This is a genomic window from Streptomyces mauvecolor (genome assembly GCF_039532965.1).
GTDB lineage: Bacteria > Actinomycetota > Actinomycetes > Streptomycetales > Streptomycetaceae > Streptomyces > Streptomyces violascens.
Genome location: NZ_BAAASQ010000004.1, coordinates 305,614 through 324,651, shown reverse-complemented (window position 1 = coordinate 324,651; position 19,038 = coordinate 305,614). Strand labels below are relative to the sequence as shown.

Sequence of the window (19,038 nt, the reverse complement as noted above, 5' to 3'; positions counted from 1 at the left end):
GCCTCCCACCTCGTACGTACGCCCGCACGCCCGGCCGGGGGTTCCCGGAACCGGCCCACCCGATCAAGACCCGGGTTCCGAGCCTAGCCGCAGTGGGGCCACCGGGGCCCGGCGAGGTGGTCCCGGGCGGCCGGGCCGGGGGTGCTCGCCGGGGCGGCTCGCGGGGGTGTCCCCCCGCCCCCGGAAGGGGCGCCCGGCACCGGAGCGAGGGCCGGCCGTCACAGGACCTTCGGCCCTGACAACCACACCCGCCGACCCTCACCGCAGGTGACGCCTCACCCACATAGGGCTACTTTCCGGACATTCCGAAAGCGAATTGCCGCCTCCCTGCACTCAGTTCACGGGGTGATGTGCCGGACTTGGGCGGATATAGGGGCAATTCAAGGTGATCAAGGCCACACGATTTGCCATCGAGTCCGAATGAACCCGATTCTTGGACCTTTCGTCTTCTCTGCCGATCAGGTTCTGACCAGCCCTGATCGGGCACTCACGACCGGGCTCTCGGCGAGGAAGTGCTCACGCACTGACCCCGGCCGCCAGGCCGCCCACACCGAAAGACCGTGCCCATGAAGTCCAGGCTGCCGCTGCGCTCCGCGCTGCTGTCCCGCCGTGGCGCCGTCGCCGGCTCCGCGCTCGCCGCCGTGCTCATCACGGGCGGCGTCTTCGCCGAACTCGCGATGTCCGACACCGAGGGCGCGGACACCCCCGGCGGCCACGCCTCGGGCACGCCGGCGGCGGCAGCCTCGGGACCGGTGCGGCCCGCGACCGGCTCGGTCATGCAGGTCATCGCCCACCCGGACGACGACCTGTTCTTCATGAACCCGGACACCGGCCAGTCGCTGCGCTCCGGCCGCCCCATGACGTCGGTGTACGTCACGGCCGGCGAGGCGGACGGCGTGAACGCCCCGCCGCCGAAGAAGCCGGGCGGCCCCAAGCCCCTGGTCGACAAGGCGAAGTACTCCGAGGCCCGCCAGAACGGCATACGCGGGGCGTACGCGCAGATGGCGACCGGCGACCGCGGCAGCTCGTGGACCCGCACCTCCATACCCACCGCGGGCGGCGGCACCGCCGAGGTCGACACCCTGGACGCGCGCCCCGACATCCACCTGGTGTGGATCCAGCTCCGCGAGGCCGGCAGCATCAACGGCAACCAGCCGCACAGCCTGCGCGGCCTGTGGAACGGCCAGGTCGACCGGCTCACCTCGCAGATAGCCTCCGGCAGCCCGGCCAAGCCCTTCACGTACACGAAGGAGCAGGTCGTCAAGACGCTCGCCGGTCTGATGGAGCACTTCCGCCCGACCCACGTGCGCACCCTCGACCCGACCCCGGGCAAGGAGGGCAAGCTGCACAAGATCGTGGACCACCAGGACCACATCTACAGCGCCCGCTTCGCGCAGGCCGCCCTCCAGCTGTACGCGAAGTCCGTGAACCACCCGAACTTCAGCGTGCAGACGTACTTCGGCTACAACACCAGCTACCTGCCGCACACGTTCGCCAAGCCGGCCGCCGACGCCAAGGCCGACATCGTCAAGACGTACGCCTGGATGAACCCGAACGACAACTACTGCGACAGCGCCGCCGGCTGCGGCGACCGCAAGGTGTCGGTCCGCCCGTACGGCAACGGCTGGGCCCAGTCGGTCCGTTACTCCCGCACCAACTCGACCTCCTGGCTGCAGTCCGGCAAGGACGGGAGCCTGTGGGCGTTCGGCGTGCTCGACCAGCGCCTCGCGGTGTGGCACAAGGCGCCGGGCGCCGCCGCCTGGGGCGAGCCCAAGCTGCTGCCCGGCGACGGCATGGACTCCGGTGTGAGCGCGACGCGCCTGCCGGACGGCCGGCTCGCGGTGTTCGGCACCCGCACCCAGTTCGGCGCCGAGCTGACCGACTACCGCCGCGAGGTGGTGGCCGCGGTCCAGACGACCCCGGGCGGGGACTTCGGGCCGTGGCGTTCGCTCGGCTCCCCCGACCACAGCGGCACCAACGGCGTCTTCGACATGTCCACGCCGACCGCGGCGGTGGACGGCACCGGCAGGCTCTCGGTGTTCCTGCGCGGCGGCGACCGCCAGCTGTACTCGGCGGACCTGGCCGAGGACGGCACCTGGACCCCGTGGGCCGTCCACGGCGGCGTCAACATGGCGGGCGACCCGGTCGCCACCGCCGACGGCGCGGGCCGCATCCACGTCTTCTCCAGCACCCCGAAGACCGTGCTGACCTGGGCGCAGCCGCAGGCGGGCGCCCCGATGCCGGCGCGCGCCACCGAGACGAAGCTGCCGCCGAACACGACGGGCCTCTCCGCCCGCCCGGAGGGCGACGGGGTGCGGGTGTACTACCGCAAGGTGGACTCGGGCAACATCCAGAGCGTGCTGTTCACCGGCGTGACCCCGTCCGCGCCCGCCGACCTCGGCGACACGTCCGGCTACGGCATGGTCGGCGCGGCGGGCCCGCTGCTCACCGGCCGCACCGCGTCCGGCGCGCTCGCCACGCTTGAGCCGGGCGCCGGGGCCCCGCAGTGGAAGTCCGACGGCAGCATCCTGTTCACCGGCGCGCCCTCGGCCGTCGCCGACGGCCAGGACGCGACCGCGGCCGCCATCGGCCTCGACGGCCGCCTGTACTGGACGCAGACCGCGGGCGCCGAGGGCCCGGCCTCCCCCTGGAAGCCCGCCGCGAACTGACCGCGGCGGGCCGGGTTCCAGGGCCCCGGCCGCTCAGCGCGCCAGCGTCTTCTCCCGCTCGGCGGCAGCCGTCGGGACGGTCGCGGGCACGGGCTCCTGCGCCTTGGGCACGAGCCACCGCGGAAGCCTCGGCTCCACCAGGGGCCGGGCCAGCGCCCGCACCGGCGGCGTCGACAGCAGGACGACCACCCCCACCGCGAGCCCGCTGAGCACCAGTTGGCCCGCGAGCCCCGACTGCCGTACGACGTGGAAGAACCCGTAGTGCTCGGCCACCCGGATCAGGATCCCGTGGATCAGATACGGGTAGAGGGTGACCGCGCCGAGCGCCGTGATCCACATCCGGCGGCCCGGCACCAGCGCCAGGAACGACCCCACGAGCAGCGCGCTCACCGCGAAGAGGGCCAGTCTGAGCAGCAGATACCGGACGGGCGAGACGTTCAGCACGCCGTTGCCGACGTCCATCGACAGCCAGTCGTCGCTCGGGGCGGGCGACAGGCGGTAGGCGAGCGCGAAGGCGCCGAGGAAGACCGGCACCGCGATCCGGCGGGCCGTGCGGGTGCGCAGCCGGGCGAAGTGCTCGGGGCGCAGCCTGAGCCCGAGGACGAACCAGGGCAGGAACATCAGGACCCGGGGCAGCGCCAGGTCCTCGCCGATCACGGTGGTGCCCGCGGCGAGCGAGACGACGACCGCGATGGCCACCGGGTGGCGCACGGCGTTCCAGATCGGGGTGGACAGCCGCCAGAGGAACAGCGCGATGAGGAACCACAGCAGATACGTCGGCGAGGTCGGCGTGATCGCGAACTCGGAGCCGCGCAGCCAGTGGTAGACGAGGGTGTAGAGCGTCTCGAAGATCAGGTAGGGCGCGAGGACCCCGGTGAGCAGCCGGCGGATCTGGTCGGGACGGCCGGTGAAGCTGCGCGAGAAGTAGCCGGAGAGCAGGATGAAGGCCGGCATGTGAAAGCCGTAGACCAGGTTGTGCACGGCTCTCAGCGCGTGGGTGTGGGGCGAGAACACCTGCTCCCAGCTGTGGCCGAGCGCGACCAGCGCGATGAGCAGGAACTTTGCGTTGTCGAAGAAGGGCCTGCGGTCGGGGGCGGTGGGGCCGGTGTGGGGGGTGGAGCTGGTCATTGAACCCAATCTAGGGGGACAGGCGTGGTTCATGGGAGTCCCACCGCATTGGGCACGGGACGTTCCCCGGGTCTTCACCCACTTTCACCTTCCAGGTTGACATGCACACCCCTAACCTCCGTGGAGCAACCCGCCGTGGGTGCACCCGACCCGTGGGTGCAGCCATCCCCCCTCAATCCGGAGGTAGCCGTGTCCGGCGAGCCCAGACCACGCCGCACCCGCACCGCCCTCTTCTCCGCCCTGGGCCTCGCGGCCGCATCCGCCGGCCTGTGGGCCGGCCTCGGCGGAACGTCCTCCGCGGCCTCCGCGGCGAGCGTCCCCACCCCCGACCACGTCGTGGTCGTGGTCATGGAGAACCACGCCTACAACCAGGTCATCGGCAGCTCCAGCGCCCCGTACATCAACTCGCTGAAGTCCGGCGGAGCCAACCTGACGGCCTCGTACGCCGAGACCCACCCGAGCCAGCCGAACTACTACGCCATGTTCTCCGGCTCGACGCAGGGCGTCACCGACGACAGCTGTGTGACGCCCGGCTTCTCCTCCGCGCCGAACCTCGCCTCCGAGCTGCTCGCGGCGGGCAAGACGTGGGCCAGCTACAACGAGTCGCTGCCCAGCCAGGGCTCCACGACCTGCTCCAGCGGCAAGTACGCGCAGAAGCACAATCCGTGGTTCGGCTTCTCGAACGTGCCGACCTCCTCGGCGCACACCTTCACGCAGTTCCCCACCGACTACTCGACGCTCCCCCAGGTCTCGTACGTCACCCCGAACCTGTGCAGCGACATGCACGACTGCTCGGTCTCCACGGGCGACACCTGGCTGAAGAACAACCTGGGCGCGTACGCGACCTGGGCCAAGACCCACAACAGCCTGCTCGTCGTCACCTTCGACGAGGACAACCGGCTCGCCGGAAACAAGATCCCGACGGTCTTCTACGGCCAGCCGGTGACGCCGGGCTCCTCGTCCTCGACGACGTACAACCACTACAACGTGCTGCGCACGATCGAGGACATGTACGGCACCTCGCACGCCGGTCAGGCCGCCAACTCCACCGACATCACGGGGATCTGGGCCGGCTGACGTGTACGTAGCGGACAGTCGCGGCACTCCCGCCGCCCCTGCCGACGCCGCCCGGGTCTCTTCCGGGCGGCGTTCGGCCATCGCCCCCACCGTGTTCGCGCTCGGCACGGTCAGTCTCATCACGGACGTCTCCTCGGAGATGGTCACCGCCGTGCTGCCGCTGTACCTGGTGACGGGCCTCGGCCTGTCCCCGCTCGGGTTCGGCCTGCTCGACGGCGTGTACAACGGCTTCAGCGCCCTGGTCCGGCTCGTCGGCGGCCACCTCGCCGACCGGGGCGGGCGGCACAAGACGGTGGCGGTACTCGGCTACGGCCTCTCCGCGCTGTGCAAACCCCTGCTCCTGGTGGCGGGTTCGCTGCCGCTGATCGGCGCGGTGCTCGCCGCCGACCGCACCGGCAAGGGGCTGCGCACCGCGCCGCGCGACGCCCTGATCTCGCTGGCGTCCGCGCCACAATCGCGCGGCCGGGCCTTCGGGGTGCACCGGGCGATGGACACGGCGGGCGCCCTGCTCGGCCCGCTGACCGCTTTTCTGATCCTGCGCCAGGCGGCGGACGGCTACGACGCGGTGTTCACGGTCAGCTTCTGCGTGGCGGCCGTCGGCGTGCTGGTCCTGCTCCTCTTCGTCCCCTCCCGCGCCCCCGTGGCCACCCTCCCCGAGGGCGCCCCGCGCGCCTCCCTGAAGGCGGCCCTGGCGCTTCTTCGCATCCGGACGGTACGTCAACTCACCCTGGCCGCTCTCCTGTTGGGCCTCGCCACGGTCAGCGACTCCTTCGTCTACCTCCTGCTCCAGCACAGGCTCGGCGTGCCCGACCGCTGGTTCGCGCTGCTCCCGCTCGGCACGGCGGCCGCCTTCCTGCTCCTGGCCGTACCGCTCGGCCGCCTCGCCGACAAGGTGGGCCGCTGGCAGGTGTTCCTCGGCGGCCACGTGGCCCTGCTCATGGCGTACGTCCTGCTCCTGACCGGGTGGCAGAGCCCGGCGCTCCCCTTCCTCACGCTGGCCCTGCACGGCGGTTTCTACGCGGCGACCGACGGCGTCCTGATGGCGGCGGCCGCGGGCTCGGTCCCGGCCGAACTCCGCTCCTCGGGGCTCGCGCTGATCCAGACCGGCCAGGCCATGGCCCGCTTCGCCTGCTCGATCGCGTTCGGCGCCGCCTGGACGGCGTGGGGCGACAGGACGGCGCTCGGCACGGCGGCGGCGGTCCTGACCGCGTGCGCGGTGGGCGCGTTCCTGCTCCGCCCCTCGAACTCCCCGAAGGAAGCCCGGCCTTGACCCTCCGCAACAAGATCCTGGTCCTCGTGGCGGCGCTCGCCGTCCTCGCGGGAGTCGCGACCGCCTCCGTGCTGCACGCGGCGGGCCGCGAGGACCGGAAGAACCGGACGCAGGCGGACGGCCCCCCGGTGACCGCGGGAAAGGTGTCGTTGACGCCGGACGCCACGCGGAAGATCGTGTTCCGCAACATGGCGTGGGGTCCGCACCGCGACGAGCTGGCCACGGTCCCGGCCGCCGACCCGGCGGGCCCGCGCACCGCCTCCGGCGTGAAGTGCCTGCGCTTCCACGCGGCCGCCGGCACGGGCATCTGCCTCCAGGCCGAGCGCGGCGCGATGCAGGACTCGTACCGCGCGGTCGTCCTCGACGCCCGGCTGAAGGAGCGCGCGCACTACAGCCTCCCCGGCATCCCGACCCGCGCCCGGGTCTCCCCGAGCGGGCACTGGGTGGCGTGGACCGTGTTCGTCGGCGGCGACTCGTACGCGGGCACGAACTTCTCCACCCGCACGGCCGTCCTCGACACCCGGACGGGCCGGCTCACCTCGTCCCTCGAAGACTTCAAGGCCTACCTCGACGGCAAGGAGCACCACGCCGCCGACACCAACTTCTGGGGCGTCACCTTCGCCGCCGACGACCAGCACTTCTACGCGACGATGGCGACCGGCGGCCACACCTATCTCGTACGGGGCGACCTCGCGGCGCGCACGGTGACCTCCCTGCACGCGAACGTCGAGTGCCCCTCCCTCTCCCCCGACGGCACCCGCGTCGTCTACAAGAAGCGGGTGCCGGGCCTGCCCGCCGACGCACCCTGGCGCCTGTACGCCCTGGACCTGGCGACGATGCACGAGATCGCGCTCGCGGAGCCGCGGAGTGTGGACGACCAGGCGGTCTGGCAGGACGACCACACGGTGGCCTACTCCCTGGCCGGCGACTACGGCAGCGACTTGTACACGGTCCCGGCCGACGGCACGGGCAAGCCCCGCCACCTGCTGACGGCGGGACTGGCCCCGGCGTACCTGGGCTGACACACGGCCTTCGCGGCGGCCACTCCTTGTGAGGGTCACTGCTTGCGAGGGCTACTCCTTGTGAGGGCTACTCCTTGTGGGCGCGGTAGAAGTCCCGCTCCATCTCGCGGGTCTCGACCATGACGTGCAGCCGCCGCCCGGCGAGGCCGGTCACATGCTTGCGGGCGATCTCCAGGACGGTCTCGCTCAGCTCCTCGATGGCCTTCGGGGTGCGCCCGGAGAGGATCGCGACCTGGACGAAGACGGCGTCGATGTCGTCCTCGGCGGCGCCGAAATACGACTCCTCGATGCGCCGGAACCGGGTCTTGAAGGCCTCGGTGGAGGCGTTGACCGACGCGGGCGCGACCTCGTGGAGCTCACGGGCGAAGGCTTTCCGGTCGAACGTGTCGGCGAGCCGCTCGGAGTATTCGACGGTGACGAATGGCATGACCAATTCCCTTGCTAGGAAGGCGAGTTGACGAGTCCGGGATGTCAGGTGGCGGTCTTGCGGGCGGCGTAGTGGCGGGCGGCCCGTACCCGGTTGCCGCACTTGGTGGTGCACCAGCGGCGGGCGGCGTGGGAGCGCAGGAACCAGCGGGTGCAGCCCTGGGCGCCGCAGGGCGCGAGCCGGCCGGCGTCGTCCCCGGTGAGCAGGTCGGCCCCGTCCTCGGCGAGCGAGCAGAGGGCCGCGCCGACCGGGTTCGCGGTGTCGGGTTCGTCGGCGCGGTGCGGCTCGCGGCCGGTCCACAGGAGGCGGGGCGTGGGGGGCGCGGCGGCCAGCGCGGCATTGAGCGCGTCCAGGCTCGGCGCGGGCGGCGCGATCCCCTCGGCCCGCGCCCCGAAGAGCTCCCGCAGCGCCTCGCGGAGCGAACGCAGCCGCCCGGCCTGACGGCCGCCCAGAACTATCCGGTCCGGGAGCAGCTCATGACGCACGAGCCAGAGCCGCGCGGCGCCGGCGTCCTCCAGGAGGTCCACCTGGCCGTGGCTGAGCGCGAACCGGGTGTTCACCAGGGCGAGGGAGAGGAAGCGTTCCTCGCCGGGAACCGGCAGCTGATGGAGGTAGTGCGGCGCGTCATGATCCACGCTCCTCATGCTAACGCTTGCCGTTAACCGTGAGAAGGCCTACGTTTCTCTCACGGCAAACTAAGCGATGCAGCGTTAGAAGCAGGGGGCGCCACCAGATGACGTACGCCAACGCGACCACCACGACCACCGCGACGGGGTTCGACGTGGACCGGGTGCGGGAGGACTTCCCGATCCTCGGCCGCACACTCGACAGCGGGGCGCGCCTCGTCTATCTGGACTCGGGCGCCACCACCCAGAAACCACTCCAGGTCCTGGACGCGGAACGGGACTTCTACCTGAACCACAACGCGGCCGTGCACCGCGGCGCGCACCAGCTGTCGGTGGAGGCGACCGACGCCTACGAGGGCGCGCGGCGCAGGATCGCCGCGTTCGTCGGCGCGGCGGAGGACGAGATCGTCTTCACGAAGAACACCACCGAGGCCATCAACCTGGTGGCGTACGCCCTGGGGAACGCGGGCCGGCTCGGGCCGGGCGACAAGATCGTGGTGACGGAGATGGAGCACCACGCGAACCTGGTGCCCTGGCAGCAGCTGGCCGAGCGGACCGGGGCGCGGCTGGCGTGGTTCGGCCTGACCGACGACGGCCGGCTCGACCTGGACGGCCTCGACGACCTGGTGGACGAGTCGACGAAGGTGGTCGCCCTGACCCACCAGTCGAACGTCCTGGGCACGCTCAATCCCGTCCGTACGATCGCGGACCGGGCGCATGCGGTGGGCGCGCTGGTGGTGGTGGACGGCGCCCAGTCGGTCCCCCACCGGCCGGTGGACGTGACGGAACTGGGCGCGGACTTCCTGGCCTTCTCGGGCCACAAGATGCTGGGCCCGAGCGGCGTGGGCGTCCTGTGGGGCCGCGCGGCCCTGCTGAACGAGCTGCCCCCGTTCCTGACGGGCGGCTCGATGATCGAGGTGGTCGAGATGGAGCGCTCGACGTTCCTGCCGCCCCCGCAGCGCTTCGAGGCGGGCGTCCCGATGACCGCCCAGGCGGTGGGCCTGGCGGCGGCGGTGGACTACCTGGAGGCCCTGGGAATGCGGGAGGTGGCGGCCCACGAGGACGCGCTGACCGCCCTGGCCCTGGACCTCCTGGGCGAGATCCCGGGGGTCCGGATCATCGGCCCGAAGGACCTGACGGACCGGGGCTCGGCGGTGTCGTTCACGCTCTCCGGCATCCACCCCCACGACGTGGGCCAGATCCTGGACGACCGAGGAGTGGCCGTCCGCACGGGCCACCACTGCGCCCGCCCCCTGTCCCGCCGCTACGGCCTTGCGGCGACAACGCGGGCGAGCTTCTACGTGTACAACACGGCAGAGGAGGTAACGGCCCTGGCGGAGGGGGTGCGGGCGGCCCAGAAGTACTTCGCGTGACCGTCGCCTGAGCGGGGCCGAGGGGATGGAGCGGATGCCCCTCCCCTCAACTCCGTCACAGCACCGGCAAGTTCTTCCGCAGCTCGAACGCGGTCACCTCGCTGCGGTACTCCTCCCACTCCTGCTTCTTGTTGCGCAGGAATTGATGAGCCGTTCCGGCGGCCTCCACGTATGTCACGCACGGCACCTCTGACCAGCAGGCACGGGGCCATTGGCGGCCACTGGCGGTCGTTGCGGGCGGGCCTCTGACGGCCCACAGACGGCCCCAGTTCGGGCTTGCGCCTAGACCAAAGTTAGGAACGGCCTGTCCGGGACGGTAAGGGGCAACTCGACTTCGCACCCCCTTAGGAACCTCGTCACTGATGCAGTGCTGTCGGAAACACCACTCGGCCGGTCCCGATGTCGACGACCGGTGAACGCTCTGGCATCTCCACCTCCGCGAGAACTGACCAAGCAGCAAGCGCCAGTTGGGTCAGGCTCTGTACTGATTGCGCATGGACGGCACCTCGTGAGCGGCTCCGCGCGAGGTTTCGCGGCTGCCATTCGCCGGACATGCGCCGCCGGCGACTATTCAACGGCGGCGCGGTCGCCACCTGCAGAGCGTGCTCCAGCGCAAGGCCGCAAACAGTTCGGCCCATCCTCTCCGCCAACAACTGTTCGTCCGCGGTCGCTTCGGGAATCAGCAGCGGCCAGCGGATCACTATCACCCTTTCCCAGAGTTCGGGCGGCACCGTGTTGGCCAAGTGATGACTCTCGCCCACTGGCAGGTCCCTCAGGCGCCGCTCGGCCTCCTGCGTCTGTCCGACGTAGCAAAGGCCTGCACCGGCGGCGAACACCCCGTAGAGGACAGGCCCCGTCATAGCGGGGCCTCCTCCGTGCGCCTCCGCCAGAAGGGCTCCGACACGATGAGCGAACTGAAAGCGGCGCTCCTGCCACCGTGCAAGCAGCGCGGGATCACCCATCAGAGTCGTTAGCGATGCCCGCCAGCCGTGGTAAGCCTTGTCGTAGGTCTGATCGTCCACACACCGCAGCGTAGACCTCGGTCGTGAGAGTGATCAGGAACGGCTTTCAAGACCGACAAATCTACGCGCGGGCCAGCAGTAGGATACCTCTGTGTAGTGGCACGCCGTGCACGCTGCTATCTCTCCCTCAGCGACACCCGCGGGCTGGAATATTACCGTCATGGCCGCGCAGTTCGGTCACTCACCTGCCCACCACGGACGGCGAATAGCGGTCATTCCTCCACATAGTCCGTGCTTAACAAACCGTCAGACCAGGCCTGCATCCCCATTCTACTTCGCTTCCACTGCCGCTTTTGATGGATAGCCTTAAGCGTTCGCCTCCCAGCTTTGCGTGCTCGATAACCAGAAGACGGTTTAAGTACCCATACGCGGCCAGCGTTGTCGATTGCCGTCACAGACTGGATAACGCAAGTTACTTCCCACTCGTCGATTCGATCCCCAGTTGGAACATAGATTGCATCAGAGCTTGAATGCCAGTCCTCGTCAGGCGGGATAAGCCTGGAGCCCCGCCGGATTCCACCATTTGGCAACCGCTCGATTGTCGGCGCCCCGATCTGAGCGTCGGGATGCTTCACAATTATCGAGCGTTTAACGTAGACGACCTCCAGAGGTAGATCACTACCATTCTTGACTTTCACATGCACCTGCGCCAGAAGGTGCCTGTCTCCCGTGTCTGCCAAGTAGGGAACCAATTCATCCCAGATTCCGAGTTTATCAATCTGTGCCCTCTCGGCATTCGATCTATCTTTCTGAAATACGCGAAAAGCGATCAGCAGCGATCCCGCACCCAGCCAAGCGGGAACCGTTCCCCAATCCAAACCACTTAAAGAATTCATTACCCCACCCCCGCACACTGCTTCTTGGACTTACTTTACCCGGATTTACTAATTCACCCAATAGGCAGGGCCACCTGTCCAGCCAGCGCCGCACAGCGAAAACGTGTGTCGTCGTCTTGCATCATTTCGCGTCATTAGGAGCGGCTGGTATTCAGCGTCGAGTACGCAGTGGAAACTCCTTGGGCAGGGCTACCTCAGCGGTCGTGCGGGGCACCTGACCGGCAGATGCCCCGCATGCTCAGGAACTACCCTGCCGTTCACTCTCGCCGGGACTGCGACTCAGGCGCGACGCCACGCTTCGAGGAAGTGCTCCCGATCGTCCACCGTTTCGAACTCCCGCCGTCGGGCTAGCGCAACGCGCCATGCGCTCATCTCCGCATCCCGCAGCCACAGCTCTCCCGCGTACCGGCCAGTGACACCGATGGTTCCGTTGTCGAGGACTGATCCGATAGCCTCCGCAACGTCGGCACGCTGTGCTTGCGTCAGTTCCTCCAGAAAGCTCAGGACGCGAGAAGCGATGCCACCCTCGTTGGCGTCATGCATGCGGTCGAAGAACGGGCCGCCCATGTTGGCAGGGTGGATGTTCCAAGCCGCGCTGCCTCCAGCGTCCCGGATGCGGTTCCAGAAGTCTGTACCCTCCGCGGTTCCCGGCAAGGGCAGCGCTGCAAACAGATCGATCAAGTGGCCGTTCGCGGCCTGGCTATACGCGCCATCGCAGGTGGCGGCAGCGGCGATTCTCGCCGCGTGGCTGACGGTGAGTCCGCCCTCCTCCGGCCAGTCGAGCGGGAGGTTGAGCCTGCCAGCGAGGTGCTGCTCTAACTCGTCGTGTTCATCAGGCTGTTGACTGCTGACGCGCCGATTCACGATCACGCTGTCCTCCTGGGGCCACAGTCCGATACTCGGATCTGTCAGCATGCCAGCGCCATGGGGCGCAGCATGGGCGGTTTCTGGACGAGCTGTTTCGGCGGTCGCCCTGGAGCGTGCGCCGTAGCCCCTCTTCCGCTGCGGATCACCGCTTACGAGAATCGTGGCGACCAAGACCCAGAGGCTTTCATCCGGACGGACAGCCGATCACGGGCACTCTGGAAGGTGCCCTGGGCTTGATCCGCTTCGACGGACATCCGAGATCAGGGGTTCTGCCCCGGGAGGATGTCCATCATGGAGAGCATGGGGAAGAAGAAGCCACGCCCTCGCCGTTCGTTCACGCCGGAGTTCAAGGCCGAGATCGTTGAGCTGTGCCGGCGCGGTGACCGCTCGGTCGGCCAGGTCGCCAAGGACTTCGACCTGACCGAGACCGCGGTGCGGCTGTGGATCAGCCAGGCCGAGACCGACGCGAGCGAGCGGGACGGCCTGACCAGCAGTGAACGTGAGGAACTGGCCGCGCTGCGGCGGGAGAACCGCCGACTGCGGGAGGACGTGGAGATCCTCAGGCGGGCCACGGCTTTCTTCGCGAAGGAGACCCGGTGACGGTGCACCCGTTCATCGAGGCGGAGAAGCGAGACGGTCACAACGTCAAGCGCACGTGTGAACTGCTGCAGGTCTCCCGAGCCGCCTTCTACGCCCGCCGCACGGGCAAGCCGGGTCCGCGGGCGGTCCGCGACGCCGAGCTGACCAAGAAGATCACCGAGGTTCATGACCACTCCCGCGGGACCTACGGAGCCCCGCGCATCCACGCCGTCCTGCAACGACAGGGCGAGGACTGCGGACGGCGCCGCGTCGCCCGGCTGATGCGAGGCGCCGGGCTGCAGGGCCGGTACCGCAGACGGCGGCAGCTGACCACAATCCCCGACCCGCGGGCCGCCGCCCGGCCCGACCTCGTCGTCCGCGGCTTCGCTCCCGGCCCGGACAAGCTGGACACCCGCTGGTGCGGTGACATCACATACATCCCGACCGAGGAGGGCTGGCTCTATCTGGCCACCGTCATCGACATCGCCTCCCGCCGTGTGGTCGGCTGGTCCACCGCCGACCACTTGCGGACCGAACTGGTCGCCGACGCTCTCACATCCGCCTGCCGACAGCGTCGTCCCATCCGGCCGGTGATCTTTCATTCGGATCGTGGCTGTCAGTACACCAGTCAGCAATTCGCCTCGCTGGCAGCGGAGTTGGGTGTCCGCCTGTCCGTCGGCCGCACCGGGCAGTGCTGGGACAACGCACTCGCCGAGTCGTTCTTCGCCACCATCAAACGGGAGTTGCCCGACACGAGCACCTGGCCCAGCCGGGCCCTCGCCCGCACTGCGATCTTCGACTTCATCGAGGGCTGGTACAACTTGCACCGACTGCACAGCAGCCTCGGCTACCGTAGTCCCGCCGAATACGAGACCGCACTCGCAGCCTGAACCACCACACCGATGGTGTCCGCCAAAGCGGAACAAGCTCAACCACCCATCCGTCTTCACGACCTACGCCATTGCGCCGCATCATTCAGCCTCGCCGCTGGTCTCTCGATGAAGGCCATTCAAGCCCTCCTAGGTCATGCCTCTTTCTCGCTGACCGCCGACACCTACACGAGCCTCATGCCGAAATTCGCGAAGGCGGAGGCGGAAGCGACCGCCGCAGTAGTGCCCCGCAGGAGGGCACCTGAGACCCCCTCTGACCCAGACGCCGAGCCCACACCAGCGACACCAAGGGAACCGAGATTCACGCTCGTCCCCGCAAACGCCTCCAGTAGCCGACTTGCAGCGTGATTAAGCGCGAGTCGCGGCAAGAGATCGTTGAGGCAGGCCGCCGGACGCCTGCTCACCAGCGGCTGGGGGGACAGGCGGGGGACAGAAGGGCACGGACAGGGAAAGAAGGGTGAGGGTGTGCAAGGGCAGGCTGGGCGCGGGGGCCAGGACGACGCCCCGGATCCGTACCCCCTAACTTCCGTTCGGCGGTACTTCTTGACCTGCTGAAACACGGGAGGTTGCCAGGCCCGGGCCGCGTACTGACCGGCTTTGCAAGGGTCATGGGGACACGCGCCCGAAGCGAGTAGGTTGACCGCATGAGCAATCTCGATCGCCAGCCCGCGCTCTCCGTCTGCGGTGGACGCGGCTTCGTCGTGGCCGAGCCGGTGCGCGAGCTTCTCTCGCCCCGCACCGTACAGCTCGGCGAGTCCACCGAGGTACGCAGGCTGCTGCCGAACCTCGGCCGCCGGATGGTCGGCGCCTGGGCCTTCGTCGACCACTACGGCCCCGACGACATCGCCGACGAACCCGGCATGCAGGTGGCACCCCACCCCCACATGGGCCTGCAAACGGTGAGCTGGCTGCACCAGGGAGAGGTGCTGCACCGCGACAGCCTGGGCAGCCTCCAGACCGTACGCCCCCGGGAACTCGGCCTGATGACCTCCGGCCGGGCCATCAGCCACTCGGAGGAAACCCCGAAGTCGCACAGCCGCTTCCTGCACGGAGCCCAGCTGTGGGTCGCCCTGCCCGACGCCCACCGCCACGTCGAGCCGCACTTCCAGCACCACGCCGACCTGCCGCACGTCACCGCACCCGGCATCGACGCGACGGTCATCCTGGGCGAACTCGACGGCGCCGCGTCACCGGGCAGCACCTACACCCCGATCGTGGGGGCGGACCTGTCCCTCACGGCAGGCGCCGAGACGCGACTGCCCCTGAACCCCGACTTCGAATACGCCGTCCTCGCGATGTCCGGCGAGGCCCACGTGGACGAGGTTCCGGTCCTCCCCGGCTCGATGCTCTACCTGGGCTGCGGCCGCACCGAACTCCCCCTCCGGGCCACCTCCGACGCGGCCGTGATGCTGCTGGGCGGCGAGCCGTTCGAGGAGGAGATCGTGATGTTCTGGAACTGGATCGGCCGCTCCAACGAAGAGATCCAGCAGGCCCGTTCGGACTGGATGACGGGCTCGCGCTTCGGCGAGGTGAAGGGCTACGACGGCGCCCCGATCCCGGCCCCGGAACTGCCGGCGGTACCGCTGAAGGCTCGGGGGAGGGTGCGCTGACCAGGGGCGACGTCGGGCCGGCCGGCTACGGATCCCGCCGGCCGAAACCCGTTCCTTCGCGATCAGTACGCCCGTAACGTCCTGCCATGACTACTCCTGGCGAGTCGGCGTACGAATTCCGCGTGGCCCGGCCCGAAGACACCAAGGCCATCAGAGCCCTCGACGGCTCCTTCACGACCAGCACCGTTTTCGAAGTCTCCGTCTCGCAGCACGGGTTCGCGCTCCGGGAGATCCCCGTGGATCCGCCGCTGACCAAGGCCTTCCCCGACGACGAGCCAGACGATGACGATGACGATGACGACGAGGACTCCGGCAGCCACACCTTCGTCGCCGTCGGCACCGACGGCCGCCTTGCCGGTTTCGTCGCCGTCTCCTACTCCCCGTGGAACCGCCGACTCATCGTCGAGGACATCGAGGTCGCCCCGCGGCACCGGGGCCGGGGCGTCGGCCGCGCGCTGATGGGACGCGCCGTGGAGTTCGCCCGGGAGTGTGGTGCCGGGCACGTCTGGCTGGAGGTCACCAACGTCAACGCCCCGGCGATCCACGCCTACCGGCGCATCGGCTTCGCCTTCTGCGGACTGGACACGGCCCTGTACNCCTGGCCCAGCCGGGCCGTCGCCCGCACTGCGATCTTCGACTTCATCGAGGGCTGGTACAACCTGCACCGACTGCACAGCAGCCTCGGCTACCGCAGTCCCGCCGAATACGAGACCGCACCCGCAGCCTGACCACCACACCGATGGTGTCCGCCAAAGCGGAACAAGCTCAGCAGCGACGGGCGGTCCCGCAAGGCGGTGGACAGCATCTACACACCGCCTCACTCGCACAACAGCCGACAGTTCCCTCGCTAGAAATTTCCCCACCTCATCAAGGCCCGCGCACGGCGCGGGCGCGCGCCGCCTCTGCGGCGCGGCCTGCCTCCTGTCTGCGCCCCGGCTGGCCGCGCCCGGCGGCGCGCTGCGTGCATACGGGCGAGGAGAGAAACCCGCCGTGGCTGGGGCGGTCGGCTCCGCGACTTTAGCCAGCCACTTTGGCGCGAGCCTCGAAGATCATGGCCCCAACGTCGTGCTTTAGCGGGCAGGTCCACAGACTGCCCGACGCGCCGGAAGCTTATGGGTCCATGATCACTCGCGCCAAAGCAGCTCCCGGCCAAAGTCGCTACACCGACCTCGTGCCGCACGAGACGGGCGGTTGCGATAAATCACCTGGCCATCAGCAGGCAGACCAGTAGCCTACCTAGAGCCGTAGAGGGAGGTAGCAGCCATGGACCCTTTAAGCCAGGTGTTCACCGATGAAGGATTTCGCCCACTCTGGGAAACGGTTGCATGGAACACCATAGAAAACGCTGTGTTGATTGACGGGCTAGACGTCAGCGGCCTCAGTGATGACGAGGTGATCCAACAGGCTTTCTCTCTGCACCTTGACAGTACCGAAGGGGACAGCAACGGTGAAGAGGCAGCCAGCGAAGCAGCGGTGAGGGTAAAGGCAATCGCATGGGTTACGAATCATGAACCAGACCTGAAGCGCCAGGGCGATGAGTTCCTTCGCGAAGGTCGGCACAGTTTCGCTACACTCATCTACGCGACCTGGATTGAGCATTGGATAAATCGGATCATCCTCTATCGCGCAATTGGGAGCGGGACACACCCAGAGCTAGCCACAGCGCTCATCAGGAGCTCCAGGATGGATCTCAAGCTCGGGCGCATTTGGACGAGCTTGGGAATGCCTAAATTCCCTAAGGAATTGGCTAGGCAAGTTACCCGGGTCATGGAGTCTCGGAACGCGTTTGTTCATTATAAATGGCCAAGCGCAGACGAAGAGGCCCACAGTGAATCGATCAAGCGCGTTGAAGTAGAGGCCCGGCAGGCTCAGGAAACCGTCACCGCGTTGATCGAACTTGAAGACTCGGTTCTCTATGACGGGAGAAGCGAATCACTCAAAGCGACCTTCCGGAAGAACTGGTACGAAAAAAGGCGACAGGCCCTGAACTCAGAAGAGTCAAACGAAGCCCCGCAGGCGTCCGATTAACGAGCTCCCAGCGCACGCTCCACGCTCTCACAGCGGGGGTAACGCAACTATCTGACCGAACAGCACCAGCTTCCCATTTCTCCCCGCGGGGACACTCTTCGCAAGCTGAGGCCCCTGAAGCAGTCGAGACGGACCGGTCGTCGCGACTCGCTCTGGTCGACGACACAAGCCGATAGATTGGCTGAGGCCAGTGGGGGTGCAGCGAGGCATACGCGTGCGTGGTCGGCCCGGCGCGCCCACCGTCGTGGCTGACTGTCGTCGGCTGAGATCCAGACAGGGCTGCAACGGTGCCGGCCGCCAGCAGAGTGGCCGACAGAGTTGGGCCACCCTGCTACCGACCAGCAACGTCCTTGATCGCCATCAACGCCATATGAGGCACCACCACGATCGCTTGATCAAGCAGGTGCTCCACAGCATTCGCTGCGGAGGAACTGTCGATATCGATGATCTCTGCCCAAGAGGCTGGCTCATAACGCGCCAGGATCGACAAGCCAAAGAGAACTGCCCACCAGGCCAAGAGCGGGTGAACAGGACCTGCCATTCTGCCGAGCGCCGGGAAGGCATAGGCGTCACTTGGACCACGGTATAGTGTCGACCGCTTGAGAGCTTCAAGACGCCCGGCATCCGCATCTGCTGAAATCGTCAGAGCTGACGGCAGGAAAACCTCCAGCTCCTCCGCTGAACCGTTGCCCCGGTTATGCCACAGAATGCTGTTCGGCGCGTCTGGAGTGTGAGACCACCCCCTGAGCGATGGATACCTAGCAAGGAAGGCATCAACGGCCTTCGGATCTGCTTCTGACCTCACCCGCACCTCACGAGGAACCGGGTACAGGGAAAGCCGACACCACATTTCGTCACCCCGGTGAATGAGACCGCCAGGGGCAAAGTGCATGGCTGGCAGTCCTGATACGCCCTGGAGGGGTACGGTTTGTGCTTCAGGTACGAGGGGCCAAAGCTCACCAAGCGTCAACGGGTTCTGTGCCTCCAGCGGTTCAACTCCTACGGCCCGCGCCACTGCCGGAAAAGATCCCTTGGCGGTCGGTAGGACTTCCACCGAAGCCAATCCCAAACTTGCGTCTAGATTGCGGGTCCCGATCCCATGCCCCTTGAGCCGCCACCCGTCTTGGCCCAGCAAGCCTGACGCTGCGGCAATCGCCCTCCCGAACTGCGACAGTGCGTAGAAAATCTGGACAGGGCGCGTCGCCGGACCAGCGGCTTCCGCTGCCTCAGTGAACTGTTGGGCCTGCTCCAATGCTGCGACGAACACGGCACGCCGCTCCGCCGTTGCCTGAGCGGGTCCAGCCACTCCAGTACGCAGCCCCCGCAATTCACGCCAGACCTCTCGCTTACTCGGCATCGCAAGGCCTCGCCAGGTAGCCATGGGCCCCCTCAATCGTTCCGGCCCACCCGGGCCCCACAGTAGATGTCAGCCCAACTGGCNCGCCGGCACCGCCTCCGACGGCGAGCAGGCCCTCTACATGAGCATGCCCTGCCCCTGAGCCGGGCCGAGCGCTACCTGGCCTGGCTGGGAGCCCAAGGGAGGCAACGCGCCACCGGCACCGCGTTCACCTCCCGCCCCGGCTCCCTGCACGTCGACGTCCCGCACGGCGCGGT

General features: G+C 68.2%; 16 protein-coding genes and 2 pseudogenes. 11 read left to right on the top strand and 7 right to left on the bottom strand.

Translation table 11 applies throughout. The annotated features are described in order from the left end of the window. Positions 1–566: 566 nt before the first annotated feature. Positions 567–2,669 carry a PIG-L family deacetylase gene (locus tag ABD346_RS04605; protein ID WP_344371774.1) on the top strand — a complete coding sequence of 701 codons (2,103 nt, stop codon included), beginning with the start codon at positions 567–569 and terminating at the stop codon, positions 2,667–2,669. A gap of 33 nt (positions 2,670–2,702) precedes the next feature. Here the strand turns inward: ABD346_RS04605 and ABD346_RS04600 are convergent, their stop codons facing one another. Then, positions 2,703–3,797 (bottom strand): acyltransferase family protein, encoded by a 1,095-nt coding sequence (locus tag ABD346_RS04600; protein WP_344371772.1) that lies wholly within the window; start codon positions 3,795–3,797, stop codon positions 2,703–2,705. 189 nt (positions 3,798–3,986) lie between these two features. Here ABD346_RS04600 and ABD346_RS04595 point away from each other — a divergent pair, with 189 nt between their 5' ends. Genes ABD346_RS04595 through ABD346_RS04585 form a run of 3 tightly spaced genes read left to right on the top strand, consistent with a single transcriptional unit; the run spans position 3,987 to position 7,166 of the window. After that, positions 3,987–4,874, top strand: coding sequence for an alkaline phosphatase family protein (locus ABD346_RS04595; protein WP_344371770.1), 888 nt, complete (start codon positions 3,987–3,989; stop codon positions 4,872–4,874). A gap of 1 nt (position 4,875) precedes the next feature. Further along, positions 4,876–6,144 (top strand): MFS transporter, encoded by a 1,269-nt coding sequence (locus ABD346_RS04590; protein WP_344371768.1) that lies wholly within the window; start codon positions 4,876–4,878, stop codon positions 6,142–6,144. After that, positions 6,141–7,166, top strand: a complete 1,026-nt coding sequence (locus ABD346_RS04585) for a TolB family protein (RefSeq protein WP_344371766.1) — start codon at positions 6,141–6,143, stop codon at positions 7,164–7,166. Before ABD346_RS04590 ends, ABD346_RS04585 begins: the two co-directional genes overlap by 4 nt. Positions 7,167–7,233: 67 nt before the next feature. Here ABD346_RS04585 and ABD346_RS04580 read toward each other — a convergent pair whose 3' ends face one another. Continuing rightward, positions 7,234–7,593 carry a 5-carboxymethyl-2-hydroxymuconate Delta-isomerase gene (locus ABD346_RS04580; RefSeq protein ID WP_344371764.1) on the bottom strand — a complete coding sequence of 120 codons (360 nt, stop codon included), beginning with the start codon at positions 7,591–7,593 and terminating at the stop codon, positions 7,234–7,236. Positions 7,594–7,637: 44 nt separating this feature from the next. Continuing rightward, positions 7,638–8,237, bottom strand: a complete 600-nt coding sequence (locus ABD346_RS04575) for a CGNR zinc finger domain-containing protein (protein WP_344371762.1) — start codon at positions 8,235–8,237, stop codon at positions 7,638–7,640. An 89-nt stretch (positions 8,238–8,326) separates the two neighbouring features. Between ABD346_RS04575 and ABD346_RS04570 the strand changes: the two genes are divergently transcribed. Next, positions 8,327–9,592 carry a cysteine desulfurase gene (locus tag ABD346_RS04570; protein WP_344371760.1) on the top strand — a complete coding sequence of 422 codons (1,266 nt, stop codon included), beginning with the start codon at positions 8,327–8,329 and terminating at the stop codon, positions 9,590–9,592. 55 nt (positions 9,593–9,647) lie between these two features. Here ABD346_RS04570 and ABD346_RS04565 read toward each other — a convergent pair. The 3 genes and pseudogenes from ABD346_RS04565 to ABD346_RS04555 form a co-directional block, all read right to left on the bottom strand. Beyond that, positions 9,648–9,734, bottom strand: a pseudogene (locus ABD346_RS04565) (glutamine synthetase); the annotation flags it as partial. Between the two features lie 214 nt (positions 9,735–9,948). Continuing rightward, the gene (locus ABD346_RS04560; RefSeq protein ID WP_344371758.1) at positions 9,949–10,614 is read right to left on the bottom strand and encodes a hypothetical protein; all 666 of its coding nucleotides are present in this window, start codon (positions 10,612–10,614) and stop codon (positions 9,949–9,951) included. A 1,115-nt stretch (positions 10,615–11,729) separates the two neighbouring features. Then, the gene (locus tag ABD346_RS04555; protein ID WP_344371756.1) at positions 11,730–12,320 is read right to left on the bottom strand and encodes a hypothetical protein; all 591 of its coding nucleotides are present in this window, start codon (positions 12,318–12,320) and stop codon (positions 11,730–11,732) included. Between the two features lie 288 nt (positions 12,321–12,608). Between ABD346_RS04555 and ABD346_RS04550 the strand changes: the two genes are divergently transcribed. The 6 genes and pseudogenes from ABD346_RS04550 (at position 12,609) to ABD346_RS04525 (ending at position 17,424) form a co-directional block, all read left to right on the top strand. Then, a complete protein-coding gene (locus tag ABD346_RS04550) occupies positions 12,609–12,917 on the top strand; it encodes a transposase (protein ID WP_344371755.1) in 309 nt (102 codons plus the stop codon). Beyond that, positions 12,914–13,786, top strand: coding sequence for an IS3 family transposase (locus ABD346_RS04545; RefSeq protein WP_344371753.1), 873 nt, complete (start codon positions 12,914–12,916; stop codon positions 13,784–13,786). Before ABD346_RS04550 ends, ABD346_RS04545 begins: the two co-directional genes overlap by 4 nt. Positions 13,787–13,798: 12 nt before the next feature. After that, positions 13,799–14,134 carry a tyrosine-type recombinase/integrase gene (locus ABD346_RS38590; protein WP_381227221.1) on the top strand — a complete coding sequence of 112 codons (336 nt, stop codon included), beginning with the start codon at positions 13,799–13,801 and terminating at the stop codon, positions 14,132–14,134. Between the two features lie 296 nt (positions 14,135–14,430). Then, the gene (locus ABD346_RS04540; RefSeq protein ID WP_344371750.1) at positions 14,431–15,396 is read left to right on the top strand and encodes a pirin family protein; all 966 of its coding nucleotides are present in this window, start codon (positions 14,431–14,433) and stop codon (positions 15,394–15,396) included. Positions 15,397–15,482: 86 nt separating this feature from the next. Further along, positions 15,483–15,992, top strand: a pseudogene (locus ABD346_RS04535) (GNAT family N-acetyltransferase); the annotation flags it as partial. 667 nt (positions 15,993–16,659) lie between these two features. Then, positions 16,660–17,424, top strand: a complete 765-nt coding sequence (locus tag ABD346_RS04525) for a hypothetical protein (protein ID WP_344371748.1) — start codon at positions 16,660–16,662, stop codon at positions 17,422–17,424. Positions 17,425–17,755: 331 nt separating this feature from the next. Here the strand turns inward: ABD346_RS04525 and ABD346_RS04520 are convergent, their stop codons facing one another. Further along, positions 17,756–18,781 (bottom strand): YaaC family protein, encoded by a 1,026-nt coding sequence (locus tag ABD346_RS04520; protein WP_381227403.1) that lies wholly within the window; start codon positions 18,779–18,781, stop codon positions 17,756–17,758. Positions 18,782–19,038: the final 257 nt, after the last annotated feature.

Excerpts from the sequence above, each read along its gene's own strand:
- ABD346_RS04605 (WP_344371774.1), top strand. The coding sequence starts at position 567 with ATGAAGTCCAGGCTGCCGCTGCGCTCCGCGCTGCTGTCCCGCCGTGGC.
- ABD346_RS04600 (WP_344371772.1), bottom strand. The coding sequence starts at position 3,797 with ATGACCAGCTCCACCCCCCACACCGGCCCCACCGCCCCCGACCGCAGG.
- ABD346_RS04580 (WP_344371764.1), bottom strand. The coding sequence starts at position 7,593 with ATGCCATTCGTCACCGTCGAATACTCCGAGCGGCTCGCCGACACGTTC.
- ABD346_RS04575 (WP_344371762.1), bottom strand. The coding sequence starts at position 8,237 with ATGAGGAGCGTGGATCATGACGCGCCGCACTACCTCCATCAGCTGCCG.
- ABD346_RS04570 (WP_344371760.1), top strand. The coding sequence starts at position 8,327 with ATGACGTACGCCAACGCGACCACCACGACCACCGCGACGGGGTTCGAC.
- ABD346_RS04550 (WP_344371755.1), top strand. The coding sequence starts at position 12,609 with ATGGAGAGCATGGGGAAGAAGAAGCCACGCCCTCGCCGTTCGTTCACG.
- ABD346_RS38590 (WP_381227221.1), top strand. The coding sequence starts at position 13,799 with ATGGTGTCCGCCAAAGCGGAACAAGCTCAACCACCCATCCGTCTTCAC.
- ABD346_RS04540 (WP_344371750.1), top strand. The coding sequence starts at position 14,431 with ATGAGCAATCTCGATCGCCAGCCCGCGCTCTCCGTCTGCGGTGGACGC.
- ABD346_RS04525 (WP_344371748.1), top strand. The coding sequence starts at position 16,660 with ATGGACCCTTTAAGCCAGGTGTTCACCGATGAAGGATTTCGCCCACTC.
- ABD346_RS04520 (WP_381227403.1), bottom strand. The coding sequence starts at position 18,781 with ATGCCGAGTAAGCGAGAGGTCTGGCGTGAATTGCGGGGGCTGCGTACT.